A 19,077-nucleotide genomic window follows, 5' to 3' on the forward strand; every position below is an offset into this window, starting at 1 on the left:
TAATAGCATGGAATATACAAATATGTATAAAATAAAAGTAAATTTTAAATCGGCGGTGTTTAATCATGATTGGCTGCATGTGTATACATGGATTTACCGGATCGCCATATGAGGTCGAACCTTTAGCTGCCTATTTGAAGCAGCATACAGATTGGGATATAGTCGTACCAACCTTACCAGGCCATGGAGAAAGCTTAATGCTAAAGGGTATTGTTTATGAAAAATGGATTGAGCATGCTGAGAATGAATTGCGCCAACTATTAGCGAGGTGCGAGAAGGTCTACTTAGTCGGCTTTTCTATGGGTGGAATGATTGCCAGCCACTTATCGCTGCTCTATCCTGTCGAAAAGCTTGTTTTATTAAGTGCGGCTGCCTATTACGTGAACCCGAAGCAGCTCTTTACTGACATCCGTGAAATGATGAAGGATGGATTAAAAGGAAAAATACGTGAAAATGAATTATTCAATCGCTATAAGCAAAAAATTAGATCAACTCCTGTAACAGCTACGATTCAATTTCGCAGGCTGGTTGCGTCTGTTCGTCCGCGCATCAACCAAGTAAAGATACCAACATTGATTGCACAAGGTGAATGTGATGGCATTGTCCCTGTAAAAAGCGCTGAGTATTTATATAGAACAATCGGTACAAAGAGCAAGAAACTAATTTTCTTAAAGGAATCCCAGCATCAAATTTGTCATTGCAATGAAAAGGAAAAGCTATTTAAAGAAGTGTATAATTTCCTCCAATAATCATACAAAAAAGCTGCTTTCCAGTGTTGGTTGAAAAAATATTTTTCTTAAGAAAATCGCAATGTCAACAAGGTTCTATGTTACTTTAGAGCGTTGCAATTAACGGTGTTAGATGGTAATATTAACACCAAAGTGTCAACAGGAACTTCTTAGAAACCCGGACATACTCCAAAGGAGAATGTCTTTTTTCATTAAACTAGCGCCATATGATGTTCAATTTTGGTGTTTTACATGGTGAATTAGGATGCGGAAGCCATCATTATCATACCTGTAGATTTGTAATTAAGCCTATCTTTGGTTGAAAAAACCCTTTCCCTCATCCTCCCTCTAAAGCGGGTTTCATGCGAATCGTCCGAAAAAGGTATCGACTTGGACAATGAGCTTTTCAGGAGAGTAATTCCTGCCTGCATGATAGAAAATATTTTTCAAGAATAAGAAGGAGATTGGATACATTGACAAAGTTTCAAGATTTGGGCATTAGCCCTGCTACAATGAAGTCTCTAAAGAGAATGGGCTTTGAAGAGTCAACACCTATTCAAGCAGAGACGATTCCATTAAGTTTACAAAATAAAGATTTAATCGGACAAGCACAAACTGGTACAGGTAAGACAGCGGCTTTTGGGATTCCGATGATTGATAAAATTGATTATGAAAAAAACGTGATTCAAGGAATTGTAATAGCGCCAACAAGAGAGCTTGCGATTCAAGTTTCTGAGGAATTATATAAAATCGGTTTTGGTAAAAGAACAAGAGTATTGTCTATTTATGGTGGTCAGGATATTAACCGTCAAATTCGTGCTTTAAAAAACCGTCCGCATATTATCGTAGGTACACCAGGGCGTATTCTCGATCATATTAATAGAAAGACATTGCGTCTTGACCATGTCCATACTGCTATTCTGGATGAAGCGGATGAAATGCTAAATATGGGCTTTATTGATGACATAGAATCCATTTTATCGAGTATACCAGAAGAACGCCAAACATTGCTTTTCTCTGCAACGATGCCTCCAGCGATTCAAAAAATGGCTGAACGCTTTATGAAAGACCCGCAAATCGTTCGCGTTAAAGCAAAAGAAATGACTGTACCGTTAATAGAACAATATTACATTGAAGTACAGGAAAAAAATAAGTTTGATGTCCTGACAAGATTGCTTGATATCCAATCACCAGAGCTGGCAATTGTATTTGGTCGAACGAAGCGCAGAGTTGATGAGCTCTCAGAAGCGTTGAACTTAAGAGGATATATGGCTGAAGGCATTCATGGAGATTTAAGCCAGGCGAAACGTATTTCCGTATTGCGCAAGTTTAAAGAAGGTTCCATCGATGTTCTTGTCGCTACAGATGTAGCTGCTCGCGGACTGGATATTTCAGGTGTCACACATGTGTATAACTTTGATATCCCACAGGATCCAGAAAGCTATGTCCACCGCATCGGGCGTACAGGCCGTGCAGGTAAAGAAGGCGTAGCGATGACCTTTATCAATCCGCGTGAAAAGTCTTATCTTCGTGTGGTTGAAAAAACAACGAAGAAACAGATGGAGCGTATGGAAGCACCTACTTTGGATGAAGCTTTAGAAGGACAGCAGAAGGCAGTCATAGAAAAAGTCGAACAAGCTTTAGAAGAGAATCATTTGCAATATTATCAGCAATCTGCTGAGGATTTACTAGAAAAGCATGATCCAAAGGCAGTTGTTCAAGCTTTGATGAAGCTGATGACAAAAGAGCCTGACACAACACCGGTAAAACTTACAGAAGAAAAACCGCTTCCATCTAAAAGAGATAGACGTCCGTATGATCGCAACAACAATCAGTCCAGAGGTGGTTACGGGCAAAGAGGCAGGCAAAAAGGATCTTATAAGCCGCGTCAAAGCCATTCTGGAAAAAGAAATCAGCAAACAAGCAAAACAAATTCTAATAGCTATAGATAAAAAATGGCGGCTCGATGATGAGCCGCCATTTTTTGAGCAGCTTTATTTTGTTCATATCCGGAATCTTGTTGAAATAATACCTGCTCAGTACTGAATTATATTGAGCTAAAATTATATGTGGAGTTGCCAATTTTTTGCTGAGAATTCACCTGCATATCATGTATACTAATAGAAGTGAGAGATGAACGAGCTACAGGAGGTTTACATAAATGATTACTAAGCCGCAAAAGCGAATTTCCAAACGAGGCTTAACAGTTTGGAAAATATCAGGTGCGCTTCATTCAATTATCCCGTTATTGCTCGCGGGGGGAGCGATTACATTAACAATTATCTTTGATTGGCCGATATGGATAATCGGTGTGGCACTTATGGTTTTTGCCATCTATGCTTATCTCGCGATTATGGTGATTCCAACCATGCGCTGGAAAAGATGGCGTTATGAGGTAAGAGAAAATGAAATTGAGCTACAGCATGGAGTATTTATTATTAAGAGGACGCTTGTACCAATGATTAGGGTGCAGCATGTAGATACTCAGCAAGGGCCTATACTTCGTAAATATAAACTGGCCACAGTAACAGTATCAACAGCTGCCACTGTACATGAAATACCAGCGCTTGATATGGATGAAGCGGAGGAGCTAAGATTCTTTATCTCAAATTTGGCAAGGGTGGCTGTAGATGATGTCTGAACCGAAAAGACTGCATCCTATTTCAGCTCTTGCAAACTTTTTTAAGCAATTAAAGGAGCTTATTATCCCTATTCTGCTGTTTGTTGTCGTCGGCAACAGTGAAGGGCTTATTCAGATGTATATTACACTCGGCATCATCTTTCTAATATTAATATCCGGAATATTAACATGGCTGCGATTTACATATCGAATAGAAGAAGGCGAGCTCCGCATTGAATCAGGCTTAATTGTAAGAAAGAAAAGATACATCCCTTTTGAAAGAATTCAAAGTTTGGATTTATCAGAAGGAATTTTGCAGCGACCTTTTGGTCTTGTAAAAATGACCGTGGAAACAGCTGGATCTGGAACTGGTGCAGAAGCGGTATTAACAGCAATATCTAAAGAGGATGCGAGCAGAATCCAAGAAGCTCTTTCTCAAGCAAAAAATGGTGTACTCGATGAAGATGAGCCGCAAGAGGAGAAGCGGGCAACCGTTATTTATCAAATAAAACCGAGTGAACTTTTGCTGCTTTCATCCACATCTGGTGGTGTAGGAGTGGTAATTTCAGCGGTTGTTGCTTTTATGTTCCAATTTGCAGAAGTCATTCCATTTGAAAAGGTTTATAAGGAGCTTGAAGCTGTCATTACAAGTAGTCTTATTTTTATCAGCATGCTTGTTTTCCTTTGCTTTGTTTTGGCATGGGTGATTGCGCTAATTGGTTCAGTGCTGAAATATGCAAATTTTACTGTGAAAAAAACGGAAGAAGATTTAATCATTACACGCGGCTTACTTGAAAAAAAGCAATTGACCATTCCGCTTCACCGCATCCAGGCGCTGCGGATTACAGAAAATATTATTAGACAGCCGATTGGTTATGCATCGGTATTTATTGATAGTGCGGGAGGATCATTAAAAGATACTGAGAATGCCCGTGTGATGCTTTTGCCTATTATTAAAAAGAAACAAATAGATGCGATATTAAGCAATTGTCTGTCAGAATATCAGCTGGACGGAAAGTTTACTCCAGCACCAACAAGGGCATTGAAAAGATATTTATTAAGAGGTTTTTTAATTTCCATCCCAATTTCAGCGGCGCTGATTTATTTCTTCCAGCCATGGGGCTATTTAGGGCTGGCTTTCGTACTTGTTGCGCTTTTATTTTCGTATTTACAATACAAGGCAGCGGGCTGGAATCTAAAAGAGCATCAAGTAATTCTTCGATTTAGAGGGATATCAAAAAATACCGTCTATTTAAGAAAGAACCGCATCCAGTCGTTAACAATGAGTGAAAGCCATTTTCAAAAGAAACGCCACTTAGCGACAATCCAAGCAATGGCCATGTCAGGGTCAGGAGCGACAGGCGGAAAGGTGGTTGATTTAACCACTGAAGATGTGCTGAGACTTTATAAATGGTATTCCTATTCAGATGTTTCAAACGAAGAACAAATGCCTTAGAATGGATATGATAAGGGACGCTTCAAAAAGGCAATGTAGCTTTTTGAAGCGTCCCTTTGTTAATCATTATCGCAGATCAACGAGCAGTAAGTCCTTCACTGATGAAAGTTTCACTTTATCGAAAGATCAGGCCGAGAATGGCCAGAAGGACAATGCCTCCCCAAACGAGCAATGTCGCGAGGGGGATTCCTTTAAAGCTTTGACGGGCGGGTTTCCATCCTCCTGTCTTAATAGAAGAAAAGCCTGAAGTTTTATTTTTAATTGTTGCTGCTCCGATAAGAAAGCCTGCGAGCAGACCGAATAAATGAGCTGTAACGTTAATATTCGGCTGCATAAATGTCATGATGACACCGATAATGGTAATAGTAATGACGAGCTGTGCATTTTGTGCAGATAAGAGCTCTCTTCTAAAAACAATAATCGAAGTAAAATAGCCGAAGAGTCCAAAAATCGCTCCGCTTGCACCTACATGCATATAAGTGAGGGGCTCAAGAAGCAATGTGGCAAGATTGGCGCCTATTCCCGCGATAAAATAGACCATTAAAAAGCGGGCTTTCCCAATCATCCTTTCTAAAGCAGGTCCAAATAAAATCAACGAAAAACTATTGAATAATAAATGGGCAAAACCATTATGCATAAAGATTGGCGTAATAAGTCTCCAGTATTCGCCTTGAACAATATAGAAATTAATGCCTGCTAAAGCCCCCATCAGCGAGCCGGACGGCAGTATTGGCAAAATTGTAAGCAAATACAATACGATATTAATGGCAATAATCGCTGTCACTATTGGATAGAAACGAATGAAATCTTTAAAGCTCTCTGTTCTAATAAACACCCGGGAACCTCCTTTTCAAATATAAACGTAAATAGATTGGTACATCCAATATACTATAGTTTGTTTTATGCAGCATTCAATTTAATTAGAAGGAAGTTGAAAAATGATTATTGGCATTGGTATAGACATAACTGAATTAAGCAGGATTAAGACAATGGCTGCCAGGCAGGCAAGGTTTGTCGACAGAATACTAACTGCAAACGAAAAAGCAGTATATGAAGCTCTCTCAGAAAAAAGAAAGGTGGAGTATTTAGCAGGCAGGTTTTCCGCTAAGGAGGCATTTTCAAAAGCGTATGGTACTGGCATTGGCAAGGACCTTTCATTTAAGGATATAGAAACGGCTACTCATGATAGCGGAAAACCAATCATAGTGAAGCCATTGAAGGATGGTGTTCATCTTTCAATTTCTCATAGCAAGGAATATGCCGTTGCTCAAGTAGTGATTGAGCAAGTCAATTAATGGCTATCGGCAATTTTTTGTAAGCTTGTATGAACGTCTGGAATAATCCCTAAGGTTGTCTCATATATTCAGTAGTGCAATGGAGAAGACAAGGCCATGGATGTGCATTTGCTTGCATTAGTTGAACTTGAGACAAAGGGGTTGAAGGGATGAAGAGGAAGTTTATCATGCTGCTCATCGGGCTGTCAGTCATGTTATTATTAGCAGCTTGTGGAACAAAGTCGCAGGAAGATGTAACAAAGGAGCTTACAAAAAAGGTTGAAACATTGAAAGGTTATAAGGCAGAAGCGAAGATGACCTTGCAAATGGGAACGGATCCGCAAACTTATGATATTGAAGTATGGCATAAGGATCCGGACTTCTACCGTGTCGCATTAAAAAATGCGCAAAAAGATCAAAGCCAAATGATTCTCCGCAATAAAGAAGGTGTATATGTTTTAACACCGGCACTGAACAAAAGCTTCCGTTTCCAAAGTGATTGGCCGAAAAACAGCAGCCAAGCTTATTTATATGAATCATTAATAAAAGATATTGCCAATGACAAGGAAGCGAAGTTTAATGCGACGAAAGATCATTACGTTTATGAAACGAAAACGCGTTATCAAAATAATCAAATGCTTCCATATCAAGAAATTACATTAAATAAATCAGATTTGTCTCCAGTTAGTGTAAAAGTGATGGACTCTGATAAAAACACATTAGTTACTGTGGAATTTACAAAAGTAAAATTTGATGAAGAATTTGATAAAAAGGATTTTGATATGCAGAAGAATATGACAGGTGCGCAATTAGAGATACCTGTTATGGCAGAGGTAGATAAAGAAGAAGGCTTTACAGTAATGTACCCAGAGGCTGAAATTCCAGGCGTTTCGATTGAATCAGAAAAAGAAGTAGAGACAGAAGATGGCAAACGTGTGATATTAACGTATACAGGCGAGAAATCATTTACTTTAATTCAAGAGAAAGCGACAGCAGTTCAAGCAAGTGCAGCAACATCAGTCAATGGCGATCCGGTCGATTTAGGCTTTACGATTGGGGCAATTTCTCATAATATGATTTCTTGGACACATAATGGCGTCGATTATATGATTGCTTCCTCCGAATTATCAGAGGAGGAAATGATAACCATTGCACAATCAGTTCAAGGGGATTCAATCAAATAATAAAATATAAGCAGCCTAGGGAGATGCCATTCCTATGCTGTTTTTTTTTTGCAAAAATAGAGATGGAGACAATAAAATAATCCTCGAAAAAAATCAAAATTTATCGAAAATAGTCTTTTCTGTATAATTTTCATATGACATAATCAAATATATCGAATAAAGCGGTATACAGAAGAGGAAGTGAACCTAGTGAATCAGCAGACCCAATTTTATAGAGATACATGGGCAGAGATAAATTTGGATCATATCACATATAATGTAAAGTCAATGAAAAAACATGTGGGAGAGGATACAGAGGTTTTCGCTGTGGTGAAAGCTAATGCATATGGCCATGGAGATATTGAGGTTGCGAAGACCGCACTGAATGCAGGTGCCACCCGATTAGCAGTTGCTACATTAGATGAAGCTCTGGCGTTAAGAAAGAAGGGGGCGGATGCCCCGATATTAGTTCTTGGTTACAGCCGCCCCGAAAATGCAGGTTTTGCTGCGGCCAATAACATCAGCTTGACCGTTTTTCAAGCTGACTGGCTGGAAAAAGCAAAAACATTTGTGAAAGAAGAATTAAATATTCATGTGAAATTTGATAGTGGAATGGGCAGGATTGGCATTCGCAAGCATGAAGAGTGGACGAAATTAAACGAACAGCTGGAGCAGAATCAAGTATTTAAGCTGGAAGGCGCATTTACTCATTTTGCAACAGCGGATGAAATGGAAACAGGCTATTATGAAGAACAGCTGCAAAAATTTAATGAAATGATTGGGTGGATGAAGGAAAAGCCTAAATATATTCATGCAAGCAATAGTGCGGCAGGATTACGATTTTTTCAATCGCATTTTAATGCTGTGCGTTATGGAATTTCGATGTATGGCTTGACGCCATCGCCAGATATTGCGGCTGTTCTTCCTTTCCAATTGAAAGAGGCATTTGCTCTTCATACGAAACTTGTTCATGTCAAGAAGTTGAATAAAGGTGAAAAAGTAAGCTATGGAGCGACATATGAAGCTAAGGAAGAAGAGTGGATTGGCACCTTGCCGATTGGTTATGCGGATGGATGGATTAGAAAGCTGAGTACGCAAGAGGTCCTTGTTAATGGAGAGCGCGTGCCGATAGTTGGCCGAATTTGTATGGATCAATGCATGATTAAGCTGCCTTCGGAACTGCCGGTAGGCACCCAGGTCACATTAATTGGCAAGCAGGAACAAACTGAGATATCAGTGAATGAGATTGCAAAAACGCTTGAAACCATTAATTATGAAGTAACTTGTCAAGTATCTAATCGCGTTCCTCGTGTTTATACAAAAGGTGGAAATGAAACTTCTGTAAGAAATGGTTTACTTTAATGCATACCTTTTATTGTTATTGCAGATAATAGATGATAACTTATGGGAATAAATAACTTCGTTACCTTGGAAACAGTTGAAAAAATGCACAGTACTTTATACGGATAATTCAAGAAGAATAAAAAAATCCCCTTTGCATCGTATAAGAATAATGGTAATATGAAAATTGGTAGATATAAAACGGTATGTAGTGATGGTGGAGGTGTTTGTTTGTGTCTGAATCCAGCGCAACGACAGAGATAATGGTTAAATTGCCGCAACAGCTATTAGCGGAGCTAGATGGTTTTGCGAAGCAAGAGAATGTGAACCGAAGTGAGTTTATTTATCAAGCAACCAAAATGTATTTGCGTGAACGGAAAAAGAGACAAATTCGCGAGTCCATGAGACGAGGCTACATGGAAATGGCGAAATTAAATTTGACGATAGCATCTGAGGCATTTCAAGCGGAATATGAGGCAGAAAGCACAGTTGAACGTCTAGTAAGCGGAGGATGATCCTTTGATTGTCAAACGTGGTGACGTTTATTTTGCAGACCTATCCCCAGTTGTTGGTTCAGAACAAGGCGGCGTCCGTCCAGTACTGGTCATTCAAAACGACATAGGGAATCGGTTTAGTCCCACAGTAATTATTGCAGCAATTACCGCACAGATTCAAAAAGCAAAGCTGCCTACTCACGTTGAAATTGATGCGAAGCGTTATGCTTTTGAAAGAGATTCAGTAATCTTATTAGAACAGATTCGTACAATTGATAAACAGAGGTTAACCGATAAAATTACCCATCTGGATGACGAAATGATGGAAAAAGTGAATGAAGCCTTGCAAATTAGCTTAGGTCTTATAGAATTTTAAAGAAAACGCTCAGAAGATTGGGGCGTTTTTTTATTTTATATTACGTTTTTATAAAATTTTTTTATATTTTGTTTAAAAACTAAATCAACCGGGTAATTGTTCTATTTGTGGAATAAACGAGACGCGTTTTTCTGACAAAGGAAAATATTCATAAAGGAAACACACACTTTGTTTATGATAAAATTAAATAGAGTGTAGATTTATGTGGATTCTTTTACAATTTTGTAGATTCTTTTACAATACCCTTATAAAGGAAAAATTAACCAATATATATGATAAAATAAGGAGGGTAATTAAGGTTAAATGACTTTAAATTATATTCAAACTAATAAAGATGCGATTTTTAATGAATGGGTGCAGCGATTAAAGGAACAATCGGATGAAACTGTAAGCAATGTTATTCTAGATCAGAACTTTACAATTTACAGCAATGAGCTGATTGAATTAGCCATATTAAAAATTTCCGGTTCAGTAGATGTGTATGAAACAAGACTAGAGGACTTCTCTGATAGAGTTGTAAGACTTGGCTGGCCACTGCGCTTTGTTGTGAATGCGTTAGATGTTTTAAGTGATGTCATTTATGAATGCATGGTTAGTGATGACTATATCAGCCGAGAGAATCAGGCGGAAGTTATGCATGATCTCAATCATTGGATAAAAGCGATGATTAGCGAAATTATTAACGATTATACGACATCTTGGGAGCGCACTGTTAGCAATCAGAAAATAGCATTACAGGAATTATCAGCTCCGCTTATTCCGATATTTGAAGGGATTACTGTGATGCCGCTTGTTGGAACAATTGATACTGATCGTGCCAGACAGATTATGGAGAATCTTCTTCAAGGAGCCGTTAAGCATCGATCTGAAGTTGTTTTAATAGATATTACAGGTGTACCGGTTGTAGATACTATGGTGGCTCATCATATTATTCAAGCGGCAGATGCAGTGCACTTAATCGGTGCTAAATGCATGCTTGTTGGCATTAGAGCAGAAATTGCACAAACGATCGTAAGCCTTGGTATTGATTTGAATCGAGTCATTACGAAGAACACATTGAAGGCAGGAGTAGAAGCAGCGCTGGAAATGACAAAACGTAAAATTGTGCCATTGGAGGGTCAAAATTGAGAATACCAATTTTAAAATTACATGATTGCTTGCTAGTCTCTATACAGTGGGAGCTAGATGATCAAACAGCACTCCAATTTCAAGAGGACTTATTAAAAAAGATTCATGATACAAGTGCGAATGGCGTAGTAATAGATCTTACTTCTATCGATTTTATTGACTCTTTCATTGCCAAAGTTTTAGGCGATGTGATAGAGATGTCCCATTTAATGGGCGCCAAAGTAGTCATTACAGGCATTCAGCCGGCAGTAGCAATAACATTAACTGAATTAGGCATAGGTTTAAATAATGTGTTAACCGCATTGGACCTAGAAAAAGGCTTGGAGAAATTACAACAGGAATTGGGGGAATAACCGAATGGACAACCAATCCTGCGTTAAGATAATAAATGAATGGGACATTGTCTCGGCAAGGCAGCTTGGTAGAAATGTCGCAAAGGAACTTGGCTTTGGCACAGTTGATCAGGCAAGAATAACAACTGCAATTAGTGAACTTGCGAGAAATATTTTTCTTTATGCGGGACAAGGCCAGATATGTATAGAAAAAATGTATGAGAGCGGCAAAGTCGGTCTCCGGATTATTTCTATTGACAAGGGTCCTGGTATTAGCGATATAAGGCAAGTAATGGAAGATGGCTATTCAACATCCGGGGGACTGGGAGCTGGTTTGCCTGGCGTAAAACGCCTAATGGATGAGTTTATGATAGACTCAAATCCAGGAGAAGGTACAGATATACAGGCCACTAAATGGCTCCGATAGGGGGATAATGATGGATTTCAGGAGAAGTATGGAGTCCAAATATAGAGAACTGCTTACAAGCTATTTAAAAGGCGGCTCTGAGCAGGCATTATATCAAAGTCAAAAATTTAGTAGAAATGCACTTGAACGTAATATACCGCCTGAAGAAATGGTTAGTCTTCATAAAAATTTAATGATCGAACTTTTTCCTGATGATTTCACAGCTGAAATGCAGGAATCCTTTGATATTTTACTTGAAGTAATGGTAGGCTATGGATTTGCTTACCGTGAGCACCAAAACCTAAAGCATATTCAGCAGGAATTGCGAACAGAAATGGAAATTGCTGCAAATGTGCAGCAAACACTTTTAGGCACAGAGGTACCTTGTGTTGACGGCATGGATATTGGAGCGATCAGTGTCCCGGCTAAACATATGAATGGAGATTACTTCCATTTTGTTAAAGATGAAAATAATAGCGTGAGCATTGCCATTGCGGATGTAATCGGTAAAGGGCTGCCAGCAGCTCTTTGTATGTCAATGATTAAATATGCGATGGATAGCTTGCCTGAAAATAGAAAAAGCCCTACAGTCGTCTTGGAGAATCTTAATAGAGTAGTAGAGCAAAATGTTGACTTAACGATGTTTATTACAATGCTGTACGGCACATATAACACGGCAAGCCATTGCTTTAGCTATGCTTCTGCAGGTCATGAACCAGGACTCTATTATGATGCTACCCAAGATGAATTTTCTGAACTTCCTGCTAAAGGACTTTTACTAGGGATTGATAAGAAGACAAAATATAGGGAATACGAAAAAGAAGTAATGCCTGGAGATATGATTATTTTGATGTCTGATGGCGTAACTGAATCACGCACAGAGGAAGGGTTTATTGAAAGGGAGACACTGCTTTCCCTTATTAAGAAATACCTTCATCTAAGTGCACAGGGTGTCGTGCAAAATGTTTATAAAGAGCTTGAGAAATTACAGGATTTCCAGCTTAGAGATGATTTTACTTTAATTATTTTAAGGCGTAAGGTTTAATCTATATATATAGGGGTAATGTAGATTATCCAGTTATTTGCTAAAAGGTGGGCATAACATGAATATTAATATAAACGTTAACAATAATGAGACATTAACCGAAGTGACAGTTAATGGAGAAATTGATGTATATACTGCACCGAAATTAAAAGAAGAATTAATTCCGTTATCAGAAAAAGAAAATGTCGATATGATTGTCGATTTATCTGGCGTTTCTTATATGGATAGTACAGGTCTAGGTGTTTTTGTTGGCTTGTTTAAAAATGTACGTGCGCATGAAGGAAGTTTTAAAATTATTGGGTTGTCCAGTCGTTTGCAGAGGCTATTTGAAATTACAGGCCTAGCTGATATTATCGATATTAGCGGTAAGATGGAAGGTGAAATTAGATGAGTGAATCGTTCGATTATATTGAAATGAAGATTCCCTCGAAAGCGGAATATGTAGGTATTATCCGCCTGACTCTATCTGGAATCGCCAGCAGAATGGGATTTAGCTATGATGAGATTGAAGATTTGAAGATAGCTATAAGCGAAGCATGCACAAACGCAGTTCAGCATGCCTATAAGAATAATGATAAAGGCGAAGTGCTGATTGGGTTTGGGCTATATAAAGATAAGCTTGAAGTAATGGTAGCTGATAGCGGAAAAAGCTTCGATTTTAATCAAGCTAAGAATGGTGCAGGCCCATATAATCCAAACGATTCTGTCGAGTTCCTTCGTGAAGGAGGATTAGGCTTATACCTAATAGAAACATTGATGGATGAAGTCAAGATTCATCACCAAGAGGGTGTGACAGTCTTTATGACTAAATACCTAGAGGGAGAGCAGGTGGAGAGGGATGCAGAAGCGATCTCAACCTAACCAAAGATCTAAAGAAGAAATTAATCAATTAATTAATGAATATCAAACGAACCAAAGTGAGGAAGCACAAGATATTCTTGTCCAGCAATATTATAAGCTGGTAGAGTCTATCGCCCGGAAATATTCAAAAGGGCGTCCATATCATGAAGACATTGTACAAGTTGGTGTGATTGGGTTATTAGGTGCAATCCGCAGATATGATGATTCATTTGGCAAGTCCTTTGAAGCGTTCGCAATTCCAACCATTATCGGAGAAATTAAAAGGTTTCTTCGAGATAAAACATGGAGTGTTCATGTTCCACGCCGTATTAAAGAATTGGGTCCAAAAATTAAAGCAACGGCAGAAGAACTAACAACGAAACTGCAGCGTTCTCCAAAAATGGCTGAAATCGCCGAGGCTTTAGAGGTATCAGAAGAAGAAGTGCTGGAAGCAATGGAAATGGGTAAAAGCTATCAAGCTCTTTCTGTTGATCACTCGATTGAAGCTGATTCAGATGGTGGAACGGTTACTCTGCTTGATATCGTTGGAAATGTGGACGAAGGCTACGAAAAGGTTAATCAAATGCTTGTACTAGAAAAAGTTCTTCATGTGCTATCGGACAGGGAGAAACAGGTCATTCAATATACCTTCTTGGAAAACTTAAGTCAAAAAGAGGCCGGAGAAAAACTTGATATATCCCAAATGCATGTTTCGAGATTGCAGCGCCGAGCGATTAAGAAGCTACAAGAAGCTATTCATGCTGAGAGTGGAAGCTCGGAGTATATTATATGATTGAAGACAATCGTGTAAAAGTAGTCAAATATCAAACTGCTAAAGGCGGTCAAGCAGTTTGTGGCGATTCTTACTTTTACCATACAACAGACCAGTATTTTATATGTGTACTGGCAGATGGTTTAGGTAGCGGTGTTCATGCAAACGAGGCTTCTATGGCTGTTTCACAAGTGATTGAAAATAACCATCATCTAGATGTGGAAACATTGATGAAGCTAAGCAATGATTCACTTTCCAGTAAAAGAGGTGCCGCGGTCGGAATTGTAAAAATTGATTTCGATGCGAAAGAACTCACATACAGCTGTGTAGGCAACATTCGTTTTTTCTTTTACGGAGATAGCGAAAAACTTATTTATCCGATGCCAGTCTCAGGTTATTTATCTGGTAAGCGGCAAGTGTTTAAAGCGCAACGATTTAAATATCAGAACGAAATAAAATTTCTAATGTTTTCAGACGGATATAATATATCCGGCATTAAGAAAATTATGAATAAACGGCTACCCATTGAGACGACAGCGGAATTAATTAAATCTGAATTTCCATCAAATGATGATGACGCAACATTTATAATAGGAAGCTTGCACTGATATTAAAACAGGCAGGCTTTTTATTTTTGGTTCAGGTTTTTAGTGAATGTAGATGAATTCCATACATGAAAAAAGCTCTTAACAAACAAGGGCAGAAAAAGGGTTGGCTAAAAAGAATAGATAATTTTGTTAAAGTGCTAAAGTGAAATGTGAAACATAATCTCCGATTTGCTACAATGAGTGTAAGATTAAATCGCTGGAGGAATGATTGTGGAGAAAACGATAGATAAGAACGAGCAAGTAATGACAGTCATAGCTAAGGAACAGTCATTATCATTAAAACAAGTGAAAAATACGATTTCCCTTATTGAAGAAGGCAACACGGTCCCTTTTATTGCGCGATATAGAAAAGAAATGACAGGTGCTCTTGATGAAGTTCAAATTCGAGATATAGTTGAACGCTGGCAGTACATACAAAACTTAGACCAAAGAAAAGATGAAGTGACTCGTTTAATAGATGAACAAGGAAAGCTTACTCCGGAACTCTCTCAACAAATAGAAAAAGCATCTAAATTACAAGAAGTAGAAGATTTATATCGTCCCTATAAGCAAAAAAGACGGACGAAAGCCACGGTCGCAAAAGAAAAAGGACTTGAACCATTCGCGCAATGGATTCTGGCATTTTCATCAGATATTTCTCCAGATGAAAAAGCAAGCCAATTCATTAATGAAGAAAAAGGTGTTTCTTCTATTGAAGAAGCATTTGCAGGCGCGAAAGATATCATTGCTGAAACGGTGTCTGATGACGCGGACAGCCGAAAAGGGATTCGGCTTGAGACGTATAAAAATGGGAAAGTAGAATCAACTCTCAAAGACGAAACAAAAGATGAGAAAAAAGTATATGAAATGTACTATGAGTATGATGAGAGTGTAGCAAAGATTGTTCCTCACCGAATTCTTGCCTTAAACCGCGGAGAAAAAGAAGAGGTTTTAAGGATTGGTGTTAAGTCAAATGCCGAGAGGATATTAAATGAACTTAATAAGAGGTGGATTAAAAAACCGCACTCGCCAAGTGCAGACATAGTGAAAGAAGCGATAGAGGGTGCATATAAGCGTCTGATACAACCTTCTATTGAAAGAGAAATACGTGGAGAGCTAACAGAGAAAGCGGAAGAGCAGGCAATTAAAATCTTTTCTGAGAATTTAAGAAAGCTATTGCTGCAGCCTCCTTTAAAGGGCAAGGTCGTCCTCGCCGTTGATCCTGCGTATAGAACAGGCTGTAAAATGGCAGTGATAGATGAGACAGGCAAAGTATTAAAAATCGAGGTTATCTACCCGCATCCCCCTGTCTCAAAACAGAAAGAAGCAAAGTCAAAGGTCATTCAATTATTAAAAAGCTTTCATGTAAAAATGGTCGCGATAGGTAATGGCACTGCATCGAGGGAAACAGAGCAGTTTATTGCCGATATTTTGAAGGAAGTAAATGAAGAAATTTTTTACTTAATCGTCAATGAAGCGGGAGCAAGTGTGTACTCTGCTTCAGATATTGCCCGTGAAGAATTTCCTGAACTTCAAGTGGAAGAAAGAAGTGCGGTATCTATTGGACGTCGACTTCAAGATCCTCTTGCAGAGTTAGTAAAGATTGATCCAAAATCAGTAGGGGTCGGTCAATATCAGCATGATGTATCACAGAAAAAGCTGACAGAATCGCTCGACTTCGTGGTTGAAACAGCCGTTAACCAAGTTGGGGTAAACGTGAATACAGCTTCAACTTCCTTGCTTCAGCATGTTGCTGGCTTATCCAAGACTGTAGCAAATAATATTGTGAAAAAGCGGGAGGAAGAAGGGAAATTTGTCAGCCGAAAACAGCTAAAGAAAATTCCAAGGCTCGGTGCAAAAACATATGAACAAGCGATTGGATTTTTACGTATAATCGATGGTGAAGAGCCTTTAGACCGTACAGGCATCCACCCGGAAACTTACTCAGAAGTAAATAAGCTATTGGATAGATTGAATTTAAGCAGTGCGGACTTAGGTACGCCTTCTTTGAGAGATTCGTTATCACATATTGATATAAAAGAAACGGCTGGCGAATTAGGAATTGGCGAATTAACTTTATCGGATATTATTGATGCATTAGTTAAACCTGGCCGGGATCCTCGTGATGAGCTTCCTGCACCACTGTTAAAACAAGATGTCCTTCAGCTTGATGACTTAAATGAAGGCATGGAACTGCAAGGAACCGTTCGCAATGTAGTGGACTTTGGGGCATTTGTAGATATAGGCGTTAAACAAGATGGTCTTGTTCATATTTCGAAGCTCAGCAATAAATTTGTCAAACACCCTTTAGATGTTGTCTCAGTTGGTGATGTCGTAACAGTTTGGGTTGATTCAGTGGATAAAAACAAAGGAAGAGTGGCATTAACGATGCTTTCTCCCAAATAAATAATGAACACTGCTTATGATGAGCAGTGTTTTTTTCTGTAAAAAAACCAGCATTGGTTTAATAGTTTAATTTGATAATGATCTTTTTCAAAAAAAGCGCGCTGCATTTGATTTTGAAACCATACAGGCATCTCGTTTCCTCCCTTTAGCAAGCATTTTTCACAGGAATTATGTTATTCTGATCATAATGTATATATAGTGTATGCTCCCATAGGTTGTCACGTTCCGGTAAATTAACCGTAAGATACCTATTGGGCTATAGGGAGAGGTTTAATGAGAGACAAGGAATTGCAATGGCTAGTAGAAGAAGTTTCATTGAAGTACTTTGACAAGCCGTTCCGTCATCAAGCATTCTTTAATAGCAGATTAAAAACGACAGGCGGGCGCTATATGCTCTCTGATCATAGAATAGAAATTAACAGGGCATATCTTGAACAATTAGGCATGGATGAGCTAATTGGCATTATTAAACATGAGCTTTGCCATTATCACCTTCATATAGAAGGAAAAGGCTATCAGCATCGTGATAAAGATTTTAAAGATTTAATGATAAAAGTAGATGCACCCCGGTTCTGTTCAGCATTACCACAACAGCAAAAAAGGAAAAGCAATAAAACCATCTTTTATCAATGTGTAAACTGTCATCAAGTCTATCGAAGGAAACGCCGAATGGATACGAAAAAATATGTTTGCGGCAAATGTCGGGGTAAATTATTGCTGATGACGCCGGAAGATGCAATGAAAGGCTAATTAGTTAATGAAAAAATATCTTAGGATAGTTTTAAAAACATGCTTGACTTTTAAAATATAGGTTATTATAATTTAAAGAGTCGATAAGGCGCCATTGATTAACCAGCTTGGATTAATGCCTAGAGAGACAATTTATAATTATTCCGCAGTAGCTCAGTGGTAGAGCATTCGGCTGTTAACCGAACGGTCGTAGGTTCGAATCCTACCTGCGGAGCCATAACGGGGAAGTACTCAAGTGGCTGAAGAGGCGCCCCTGCTAAGGGTGTAGGTCGGGCAACCGGCGCGAGGGTTCAAATCCCTCCTTCTCCGCCAGAATAATACATAAGCGAATTATTTTATCATGGCCCGTTGGTCAAGCGGTTAAGACACCGCCCTTTCACGGCGGTAACACGGGTTCGAATCCCGTACGGGTCATTTTTTTTTTCTAAGATTGCTTTAGGTCCGGTAGTTCAGCTGGTTAGAATGCCTGCCTGTCACGCAGGAGGTCGCGGGTTCGAGTCCCGTCCGGACCGCCATAATATTTTTGTTGTTGGGCTATAGCCAAGTGGTAAGGCAACGGACTTTGACTCCGTCATTCGTAGGTTCGAATCCTGCTAGCCCAGCCATTTTTTATTTTTAAGATTTTTTTTGAAACAGAACATAAATGAGCCATTAGCTCAGTTGGTAGAGCATCTGACTTTTAATCAGAGGGTCGAAGGTTCGAGTCCTTCATGGCTCACCATTTATAACTCGCGGGTGTGGCGGAATTGGCAGACGCACTAGACTTAGGATCTAGCGCCGCAAGGCGTGGGGGTTCGACTCCCTTCACCCGCATCAAAAAAACGTTGTGCTATCACTGATCTTGTGTTACAATAATCTTTGTCGCTTAATTAAGCGGTCGTGGCGGAATGGCAGACGCGCTAGGTTGAGGGCCTAGTGGGGGTTAACCCCGTGGAGGTTCAAGTCCTCTCGGCCGCACCAAAAAAAGTTATTGACACACAATTGAAGTTATGTTAGTATAATAGAGTTGCTTCTAAGGGCGCCCGTAGCTCAATTGGATAGAGCGTTTGACTACGGATCAAAAGGTTAGGGGTTCGACTCCTCTCGGGCGCGCCATACATACCATACCGGGAAGTAGCTCAGCTTGGTAGAGCACTTGGTTTGGGACCAAGGGGTCGCAGGTTCGAATCCTGTCTTCCCGACCATTTCATTCATATAATCATACATTCATGCGGGTGTAGTTTAGTGGTAAAACCTCAGCCTTCCAAGCTGATGATGAGGGTTCGATTCCCTTCACCCGCTCCAAAAAAGATTGATCTTTGAAAACTGAACGAACAAAAAACGTCAACGTTAATTCTAAAAAAACAGCTGATTATACAG

General features: G+C 39.2%; 21 protein-coding genes and 11 tRNA genes. 30 read left to right on the forward strand and 2 right to left on the reverse strand.

Annotation, left to right across the window (positions count from 1 at the left end):
* Positions 1 to 65 precede the first annotated feature (65 nt).
* The 4 genes from CWS20_RS07750 (at position 66) to CWS20_RS07765 (ending at position 4,804) form a co-directional block, all read left to right on the forward strand.
* Positions 66 to 749, forward strand: coding sequence for an alpha/beta hydrolase (locus CWS20_RS07750; protein WP_066192930.1), 684 nt, complete (start codon positions 66 to 68; stop codon positions 747 to 749).
* 452 nt (positions 750 to 1,201) lie between these two features.
* Positions 1,202 to 2,680, forward strand: a complete 1,479-nt coding sequence (gene cshA, locus CWS20_RS07755) for a degradosome RNA helicase CshA (protein WP_066192932.1) — start codon at positions 1,202 to 1,204, stop codon at positions 2,678 to 2,680.
* A 209-nt stretch (positions 2,681 to 2,889) separates the two neighbouring features.
* The gene (locus CWS20_RS07760) at positions 2,890 to 3,369 is read left to right on the forward strand and encodes a PH domain-containing protein (RefSeq protein ID WP_066192934.1); all 480 of its coding nucleotides are present in this window, start codon (positions 2,890 to 2,892) and stop codon (positions 3,367 to 3,369) included.
* Positions 3,359 to 4,804, forward strand: coding sequence for a PH domain-containing protein (locus tag CWS20_RS07765; RefSeq protein ID WP_326135499.1), 1,446 nt, complete (start codon positions 3,359 to 3,361; stop codon positions 4,802 to 4,804). The genes CWS20_RS07760 and CWS20_RS07765 overlap by 11 nt, the downstream gene beginning before the upstream one ends.
* A 115-nt stretch (positions 4,805 to 4,919) precedes the next feature.
* On the opposite strand, the gene CWS20_RS07770 is transcribed toward CWS20_RS07765, so the two are convergent.
* Complete coding sequence (locus CWS20_RS07770) at positions 4,920 to 5,639, reverse strand: rhomboid family intramembrane serine protease (RefSeq protein WP_066192939.1); 720 nt, start codon at positions 5,637 to 5,639, stop codon at positions 4,920 to 4,922.
* Between the two features lie 103 nt (positions 5,640 to 5,742).
* Here CWS20_RS07770 and acpS point away from each other — a divergent pair, with 103 nt between their 5' ends.
* The 14 genes from acpS (at position 5,743) to CWS20_RS07840 (ending at position 16,968) form a co-directional block, all read left to right on the forward strand.
* Positions 5,743 to 6,099 carry a holo-ACP synthase gene (gene acpS, locus CWS20_RS07775; protein WP_066192941.1) on the forward strand — a complete coding sequence of 119 codons (357 nt, stop codon included), beginning with the start codon at positions 5,743 to 5,745 and terminating at the stop codon, positions 6,097 to 6,099.
* 149 nt (positions 6,100 to 6,248) lie between these two features.
* The gene (locus CWS20_RS07780; RefSeq protein ID WP_066192943.1) at positions 6,249 to 7,262 is read left to right on the forward strand and encodes a LolA family protein; all 1,014 of its coding nucleotides are present in this window, start codon (positions 6,249 to 6,251) and stop codon (positions 7,260 to 7,262) included.
* 189 nt (positions 7,263 to 7,451) lie between these two features.
* Entirely contained in the window at positions 7,452 to 8,603 is a 1,152-nt protein-coding gene (alr, locus tag CWS20_RS07785) for an alanine racemase (protein ID WP_066192945.1), read from the forward strand.
* Positions 8,604 to 8,815: 212 nt separating this feature from the next.
* Positions 8,816 to 9,097, forward strand: coding sequence for a CopG family ribbon-helix-helix protein (locus CWS20_RS07790; RefSeq protein WP_066192948.1), 282 nt, complete (start codon positions 8,816 to 8,818; stop codon positions 9,095 to 9,097).
* Between the two features lie 4 nt (positions 9,098 to 9,101).
* Positions 9,102 to 9,452 (forward strand): type II toxin-antitoxin system PemK/MazF family toxin, encoded by a 351-nt coding sequence (locus tag CWS20_RS07795; RefSeq protein ID WP_066192950.1) that lies wholly within the window; start codon positions 9,102 to 9,104, stop codon positions 9,450 to 9,452.
* A gap of 303 nt (positions 9,453 to 9,755) precedes the next feature.
* Positions 9,756 to 10,580 (forward strand): STAS domain-containing protein, encoded by an 825-nt coding sequence (locus tag CWS20_RS07800; protein WP_066192952.1) that lies wholly within the window; start codon positions 9,756 to 9,758, stop codon positions 10,578 to 10,580.
* Positions 10,577 to 10,933 (forward strand): STAS domain-containing protein, encoded by a 357-nt coding sequence (locus tag CWS20_RS07805; protein ID WP_066192954.1) that lies wholly within the window; start codon positions 10,577 to 10,579, stop codon positions 10,931 to 10,933. Before CWS20_RS07800 ends, CWS20_RS07805 begins: the two co-directional genes overlap by 4 nt.
* A gap of 4 nt (positions 10,934 to 10,937) precedes the next feature.
* On the forward strand, positions 10,938 to 11,339 hold the full coding sequence (locus tag CWS20_RS07810; protein WP_066192956.1) for an anti-sigma regulatory factor: 402 nt from the start codon (positions 10,938 to 10,940) through the stop codon (positions 11,337 to 11,339).
* Positions 11,340 to 11,349: 10 nt separating this feature from the next.
* Positions 11,350 to 12,363 (forward strand): PP2C family protein-serine/threonine phosphatase, encoded by a 1,014-nt coding sequence (locus CWS20_RS07815; RefSeq protein ID WP_066192958.1) that lies wholly within the window; start codon positions 11,350 to 11,352, stop codon positions 12,361 to 12,363.
* Between the two features lie 58 nt (positions 12,364 to 12,421).
* A complete protein-coding gene (locus CWS20_RS07820; RefSeq protein WP_066192960.1) occupies positions 12,422 to 12,754 on the forward strand; it encodes an STAS domain-containing protein in 333 nt (110 codons plus the stop codon).
* Positions 12,751 to 13,224, forward strand: coding sequence for an anti-sigma B factor RsbW (rsbW, locus tag CWS20_RS07825; protein ID WP_066192962.1), 474 nt, complete (start codon positions 12,751 to 12,753; stop codon positions 13,222 to 13,224). The genes CWS20_RS07820 and rsbW overlap by 4 nt, the downstream gene beginning before the upstream one ends.
* Positions 13,202 to 13,996, forward strand: coding sequence for an RNA polymerase sigma factor SigB (sigB, locus tag CWS20_RS07830; RefSeq protein ID WP_066192964.1), 795 nt, complete (start codon positions 13,202 to 13,204; stop codon positions 13,994 to 13,996). Before rsbW ends, sigB begins: the two co-directional genes overlap by 23 nt.
* Entirely contained in the window at positions 13,993 to 14,583 is a 591-nt protein-coding gene (locus CWS20_RS07835; protein ID WP_066192966.1) for a PP2C family serine/threonine-protein phosphatase, read from the forward strand. The genes sigB and CWS20_RS07835 overlap by 4 nt, the downstream gene beginning before the upstream one ends.
* A 210-nt stretch (positions 14,584 to 14,793) precedes the next feature.
* The gene (locus tag CWS20_RS07840) at positions 14,794 to 16,968 is read left to right on the forward strand and encodes a Tex family protein (RefSeq protein ID WP_066192968.1); all 2,175 of its coding nucleotides are present in this window, start codon (positions 14,794 to 14,796) and stop codon (positions 16,966 to 16,968) included.
* A 14-nt stretch (positions 16,969 to 16,982) separates the two neighbouring features.
* On the opposite strand, the gene cmpA is transcribed toward CWS20_RS07840, so the two are convergent.
* Positions 16,983 to 17,099 carry a cortex morphogenetic protein CmpA gene (cmpA, locus tag CWS20_RS07845; protein WP_101226260.1) on the reverse strand — a complete coding sequence of 39 codons (117 nt, stop codon included), beginning with the start codon at positions 17,097 to 17,099 and terminating at the stop codon, positions 16,983 to 16,985.
* A 142-nt stretch (positions 17,100 to 17,241) separates the two neighbouring features.
* On the opposite strand from cmpA, the gene CWS20_RS07850 reads away from it, so the two are divergent.
* The 12 genes from CWS20_RS07850 to CWS20_RS07905 all read left to right on the forward strand — a co-directional run bounded on the left by CWS20_RS07850 (position 17,242) and on the right by CWS20_RS07905 (position 19,002).
* Positions 17,242 to 17,718: a SprT family protein gene (locus tag CWS20_RS07850; protein ID WP_066192971.1), complete on the forward strand. Its 477-nt coding sequence runs from the start codon at positions 17,242 to 17,244 to the stop codon at positions 17,716 to 17,718.
* Between the two features lie 142 nt (positions 17,719 to 17,860).
* Positions 17,861 to 17,935, forward strand: a tRNA-Asn gene (locus tag CWS20_RS07855).
* Between the two features lie 4 nt (positions 17,936 to 17,939).
* Positions 17,940 to 18,030, forward strand: a tRNA-Ser gene (locus CWS20_RS07860).
* A 30-nt stretch (positions 18,031 to 18,060) separates the two neighbouring features.
* Positions 18,061 to 18,132, forward strand: a tRNA-Glu gene (locus CWS20_RS07865).
* A gap of 24 nt (positions 18,133 to 18,156) precedes the next feature.
* Positions 18,157 to 18,233: transfer RNA gene (locus CWS20_RS07870), tRNA-Asp, on the forward strand.
* A 15-nt stretch (positions 18,234 to 18,248) separates the two neighbouring features.
* Positions 18,249 to 18,323, forward strand: a tRNA-Gln gene (locus CWS20_RS07875).
* A 40-nt stretch (positions 18,324 to 18,363) separates the two neighbouring features.
* Positions 18,364 to 18,439, forward strand: a tRNA-Lys gene (locus tag CWS20_RS07880).
* Between the two features lie 10 nt (positions 18,440 to 18,449).
* Positions 18,450 to 18,531, forward strand: a tRNA-Leu gene (locus CWS20_RS07885).
* Between the two features lie 60 nt (positions 18,532 to 18,591).
* Positions 18,592 to 18,678: transfer RNA gene (locus tag CWS20_RS07890), tRNA-Leu, on the forward strand.
* A gap of 58 nt (positions 18,679 to 18,736) precedes the next feature.
* Positions 18,737 to 18,813, forward strand: a tRNA-Arg gene (locus CWS20_RS07895).
* 12 nt (positions 18,814 to 18,825) lie between these two features.
* Positions 18,826 to 18,902, forward strand: a tRNA-Pro gene (locus tag CWS20_RS07900).
* A 26-nt stretch (positions 18,903 to 18,928) separates the two neighbouring features.
* A tRNA-Gly gene (locus CWS20_RS07905) sits at positions 18,929 to 19,002 on the forward strand.
* Positions 19,003 to 19,077 lie beyond the last annotated feature (75 nt).

Source organism: Cytobacillus horneckiae (genome assembly GCF_002835735.1).
GTDB lineage: Bacteria > Bacillota > Bacilli > Bacillales > Cytobacillaceae > Cytobacillus > Cytobacillus horneckiae.